General features: G+C 68.5%; 4 protein-coding genes. 2 read left to right on the forward strand and 2 right to left on the reverse strand.

The annotated features are described in order from the left end of the window. Positions 1-174 precede the first annotated feature (174 nt). Both panD and FNH08_RS44135 read right to left on the reverse strand, forming a co-directional pair. Positions 175-594: an aspartate 1-decarboxylase gene (panD, locus tag FNH08_RS44130; protein ID WP_152777142.1), complete on the reverse strand. Its 420-nt coding sequence runs from the start codon at positions 592-594 to the stop codon at positions 175-177. 359 nt (positions 595-953) lie between these two features. Then, positions 954-2,543 carry a glycoside hydrolase family 32 protein gene (locus FNH08_RS44135; protein ID WP_152777143.1) on the reverse strand — a complete coding sequence of 530 codons (1,590 nt, stop codon included), beginning with the start codon at positions 2,541-2,543 and terminating at the stop codon, positions 954-956. 161 nt (positions 2,544-2,704) lie between these two features. Between FNH08_RS44135 and FNH08_RS44140 the strand changes: the two genes are divergently transcribed. Together FNH08_RS44140 and FNH08_RS44145 are read left to right on the forward strand one after the other, a co-directional pair. Further along, complete coding sequence (locus tag FNH08_RS44140) at positions 2,705-4,114, forward strand: extracellular solute-binding protein (protein ID WP_152777144.1); 1,410 nt, start codon at positions 2,705-2,707, stop codon at positions 4,112-4,114. Further along, the gene (locus FNH08_RS44145) at positions 4,111-5,076 is read left to right on the forward strand and encodes a carbohydrate ABC transporter permease (protein ID WP_152777145.1); all 966 of its coding nucleotides are present in this window, start codon (positions 4,111-4,113) and stop codon (positions 5,074-5,076) included. The genes FNH08_RS44140 and FNH08_RS44145 overlap by 4 nt, the downstream gene beginning before the upstream one ends. Positions 5,077-5,123: the final 47 nt, after the last annotated feature.

Raw genomic sequence — 5,123 nt, forward strand, 5'->3', positions numbered from 1 at the left:
GGGCTGGGCCCCGGGTCCGGGAACGGCTCCGGGCGGTCGGGCCCCGGTCCGGGAGTCGGCCCCGGCTTCACCGGGTCGGGGAACGGGTGCGTCATCGTGTCCTCCAGCCATACGATGCGTCGGCTCTGGACTTGCCCCACGGGTACCCGGAGGGTGGGCGGCCAGTCACCGCGTTCAGACAGTGACGGCCTGCGGGCTGCGCTCCTGGTCCGAGCCCGGAACCGGCTCGGACGGGTCCGCGCCGAGGGCCACGATGCGGTTGCCGGCGTCCACGTGCACGACCCGGGGCTTCAGGGCCCGCGCCTCGGCGTCGGAGACCTGCGCGTAGCTGATGATGATCACCAGGTCTCCGGGGTGGACGAGGTGGGCCGCGGCCCCGTTGATCCCGACGACCCCCGAACCGCGCTCCCCCTCGATGACGTACGTCTCCAGGCGGGCACCGTTGGCGATGTCGACGATGTGCACGAGCTCGCCCGGCAGGAGATCGGCCGCGTCGAGGAGGTCGGCGTCGATCGTCACGGATCCCACGTAGTGCAGGTCGGCTTGTGTGACGGTGGCTCGGTGGATCTTGGACTTGAACATGGTACGAAGCATCGGTGCACTCCTGCAAGTAGGCTCCCTGCCTGCATTTTTGCAGGTCAAGGGCTGTTTCTGCGCCCCACAGTCAGTCGCATGTTCGGGCAGCTCCCCCTGGTTTTCCAGGACTCACGCTGACCGATTGCCGACTTTCCTGACGGTGCATCAGACGCCGGGAGAGCTACTCGGGGTCGTTCCCACTCCCCCGGGCTGCCCTTCACGAACGGCCGGGATCAGCGTACGCAAACGGACTCCGAAGACCTTCGTGACGATCGCCACAGCGGGGCGGAGCGCGGGTCCTTCCAGGACCGGGCGGCCCGTTCCGGTGTTGCCGATCGGGTTCACGCGTACGGGTGCACCCGCGCCCCTGGCCGGCCTCACACCGAGAACTCACGTATCACCGTGTTGCGGAACACCGCGCTGCCGCCGATCGTGAACAGTGCGAGCCGGGTGTCCAGCAGGTACGGGAACACCTGGCTGGTGTGCACGTAGCGGCCGTCGTCGACGAACATCTCCACCGACGTGCGGTCCACCAGGATGCGCAACTTCACCGTGCCGGCGGACGGGTCGAACGGGGTGTGGCTCTCCTGCCACTTGCCGGACGTGTCGGCGTTCACCGTGTTGCGTCGGTTGAGGAAGGCGTAGTCGGCGTAGATCCCGGCGTCGATGTGCCGACCGCCGTCGGGTGAGCGCCTCAGCTGGAGGCCGGCGCCGGTGAGTCGGGACCAGGTGATCTCGGTCGTCACCTCGTAGGAGATACCGGTGTAGTCGAGCACCTTCGTGCCGTCCACGGTCACGTCACCCAGGTTCACGGTGCGGGAGACGTACGAGTCGAGGCCGGCGACGGGCTGGGAGGCGAGGTAGTAGGTGTTGTCGGATGCCTTCTTCAGGGTGATCTCGCGGACGATGGAGTCGGTGCCGTTGAAGCCGTCGCAGTCGATGGTGGGGGTGGTGTTGGCGTAGTCCCAGTTGTTCACCCATCCGATCGCGTACCGGGCAGCCGCGTCCACCGCGCCGCTCGCGCCCCGCTTCTCGAAGGTGACGGCGCCGTACCAGTCCCAGCCGTGGTCGAGCCACCGCGGGTCACGCGCATCGGCGGTGAACGTGGTGCCGTCGAAGGAACCCGTCCAGTAGGCGTACGTGTTGGGCAGCCCCGAGCCCTTCCCGTTGGCGCTCGCGCCGAGCACCCATTTCACGGTGCCGTCGTCGGCGGTGATGCGGAACAGGTCGGGGCACTCCAGGACGCCGATGCCGCCGTGGACGAAACCGCTCACGTACGTCCAGGACTTGAGGTCGTCGGAGTGGTAGAAACCGATCTTGTCGTTCTCGGCGAGGGTCATCACCCAGCGGTCCCGGTCCTCGTCGCGGATCACCTTGGGGTCGCGGAAGTCGGCGACGCCGGGGTTGGGCAGGACGGGGTCGGTCCGGTAGTTGGTGAAGGTGAGACCGCCGTCGGTCGAGTAGTACAGGAACTGCGCCTGGTTGTTGGTGCCGTCGCCGGGGGACATGGTGACGAGGACGACGACCGCGCCCGCGCCGAATCCGGCCGTGTTGCCGGTGTCGACCACCGCCGAACCCGACCAGAGATCGCCGTTGGGCGTGGTGTCCTTGGGTGCGGCGACCCCGCGGTCGGTGAAGGAGACCAGGTCCTTGGTGGTGGCCAGGCGCCAGGCGGTGCCGACGGCACCGGTGAAGTAGTCGGCGTTGTAGAGGTAGTAGTAGTGGTACTCGCCGTCGATCCAGACGGGCCGCTGCGGGTCGTTCTTCCACTGGTCGGGGACCGTGAAGTGGTACGCGGCGCGGTAACTCGCCCCGCCCGCCGCGGACTCGGTCCCGCTCTTGGCCGTGGCCCCGGGCTCGGGCTTCGGGGCGGCGGTGGCCGCTGCGGTGGGCAGCAGCGCGGCGGCGGTGCCCACCGCCGATCCCGCGAACAGTGATCTCCTGGAAATCCCCGATGTTCCGGGCATGACACATCGTTCCTCTCGTGGCGGCTCACAGCTCCCATGTGAACGAGGACTGTAGACCTAACTCGTTAAAGGTCAAGCGTTCCCGACCCTTGACAGGTCCGCTGCCCGGTTCCCATCATCTGGGGCATCAACCCTGAACTAACACGAGTTAGGCCCGTTGGATGACTGACTCGCACCTCCCCCGCCGCACGCTGCTGCGGTACGGCGCATACGGGGCCGGAGCAGCCGCCCTGGCCGCGACCGCCGCGAGCTGGGACCGTCTCACGGGAGCCGACATCCCCGGCCGTGACGACGGCTCCCTCGTCGTCGCCACCCTCGGCTCCGCCTTCGACCCGGCCACCGTCGACGCCCTCACCAAGGGCTTCCACCGGCTCCACCCCGACATCCCGCTGCGGGTGAACGCGGTGCAGGCCGTCGACTGGTCGGACTTCTTCGCGAAGATCCTCACCCAGATCGCCGCGGGCACCGCCCCCGACCTGGTGTACGTGGCCACCGAGGGCGTGCAGCTGTTCGCCCGGCAGCTCGGCGTGCCCCTGGACCGCTGGGTGCGGCGGGACGCGGCGGAGCTGCGTGAGTACTTCTCCGACGTCCACCCCTCGCTGGTGGAGTCGATGATGTACGAGGGGAACCTCTACCAACTGCCCATGGAGTTCAACGCCGCCGACATCTACCTCAACAAGCAGGTGCTGAAACGGACAGGCGCGGGTTTCCCGGCGGCCGACTGGAGCCGCGACGACTTCACCGCGCTGCTGCGGGAGATGAAACGGGCCGGCGATGCGCACTTCACGCCGTACTTCTGGACCAACCGGCTGTGGGGCGGCGTGGTGCCCTGGCTCTTCGCGAACGGCACGAACCTGCTGAAGGAGTCGAAGGCGCCCGGCGGCTCCTGGCTGTGGGACACCTTCTACCCGGCCGCCGACCGGCAGGGGCGCGGCGGGGGCTTCCGCTGGACGACCCCGCAGGCCACTGCCGACCGGGTCGAGGAGGCGTACGACTATCTCGCCTCCCTCGTCCAGGAGAACCTGTGCACCCGGCCCGAGGGCGGCAACGGCAACAATCTGGTCGGCGTGTTCTCCACCGGCCGCGTCGGCGTCACACCGGCGGGCGGATTCTGGGCGGGCGGCCTGCATCTGGCCGGCATGCGGGCCGCCGACTACGACGTGCAGTACTTCCCGCGCTGGCGTACCCAGCGCCACCAGTTCGGCGCGGCGGGCTACGCGCTGCTGCGCACCTCGAAGAAGCAGGAAGCCGCCTGGGAGTTCATCAAATACGCGGCCCGCAAGGACACCATGACCCGGCTGTTCCAGAGCAACCAGACCACTCCGGCCCGGCGTTCGATGCTGAACGCCGCACGCTACGCAGCGAGCGGCCCGGCACACTGGCAGGTCTTCTACGACACCCTCGACCGGTTTCCCGACACCGGCCCGATCCCCGCGCCGCCGCAGGTCGCCGCGGTGACCGACGTCCTGCTCAAGTACACCGGCACCGCACTGGCCTCGCCGCATGCGGTGGGTCCCGCGCTGCGCCGGATGCAGGGCGACCTGGAGCAGGCCATGGAGCGTGAGATATGACGAACACCCAGGTCCCGAACACCCAGGTCCCGGCCGTACGTCCGCGGCCCGCCACGCCGCCCGCCGTCGCCGTGCGGCCGTCCGTCCGCGACCGCGGCACCCGGCTGCTGGCCGTGCTGTTCCTGGCGCCCACGGTCGTCGGCATCGTCGTCTTCACGGTCGTACCGATCATCGGGTCCATCGTGCTGAGCCTGTTCCACTGGAACGTGATCGACCCGCCCCGTTTCGCCGGCGGCGCCAACTACCGTACGACCTTCACGGACTCGACCGTCCTGATCTCCTTCCGCAACACGCTCCTCTTCATGGTCCTCGCGGTCGCGCTGCAACTGCTGATCGCGCTGGCGCTGGCGCTCGCGCTGAACGGGCGGATGCCGGTGTGGCTGCGGTCGGTGTTCCGTTCGGCGTTCTTCTTCCCGCTGGTGCTGTCCGCCGCTTCGATCTCGGTGGTGATGAAGTACCTGTTCAACCAGGACTTCGGGGTGGTGAACTGGCTGATCGGCCTGGTCGGCGTCGCGCCCGTGCCCTGGCTGACCTCGGAGAACGCGGCGATGGCCACGGTGATCCTGGTCTACGTCTGGCAGCAGTTCGGTTTCTCGTTCCTGCTGTTCGTCGGCGGTCTGAACAACATCCCCAAGGAGATCCACGAGGCCGCCGCCCTCGACGGCGCGACCGGCCTGCGCAAGCACCTCGGCATCACGCTGCCGCTGCTTTCGCCGACACTGCTCGTCGCGTCGGTGGTCGGCATCATCAATGCCCTGCAAGTCTTCGAACAGCCCTACGTCCTCACCGACGGCGGACCCGGCGACGCCACCCGCACCGTGGTGATGGTGATCTACGAGAGGGCCTTCGAGCAGCTCGACTTCGGCGAGGCATCCGCGGTGGGCGTGCTGCTCTTCGTGCTGATCATGGCGGTCACCGCCCTCCAGTTCCGGCTCAGCCGGCGTTTCGTCCACTACCAGTGAGCCGGTGAGCCGCATGAGCCAAGCAACCCCGACCCTGAGCCCGACCC

It is taken from the genome of Streptomyces spongiae (assembly GCF_009377185.1).
GTDB classification, from domain to species: Bacteria; Actinomycetota; Actinomycetes; order Streptomycetales; family Streptomycetaceae; genus Streptomyces; species Streptomyces spongiae.

Coding starts and splice junctions, on each gene's coding strand:
- panD (WP_152777142.1), bottom strand. CDS start 594: ATGCTTCGTACCATGTTCAAGTCCAAGATCCACCGAGCCACCGTCACA.
- FNH08_RS44135 (WP_152777143.1), bottom strand. CDS start 2,543: ATGCCCGGAACATCGGGGATTTCCAGGAGATCACTGTTCGCGGGATCG.
- FNH08_RS44140 (WP_152777144.1), top strand. CDS start 2,705: ATGACTGACTCGCACCTCCCCCGCCGCACGCTGCTGCGGTACGGCGCA.
- FNH08_RS44145 (WP_152777145.1), top strand. CDS start 4,111: ATGACGAACACCCAGGTCCCGAACACCCAGGTCCCGGCCGTACGTCCG.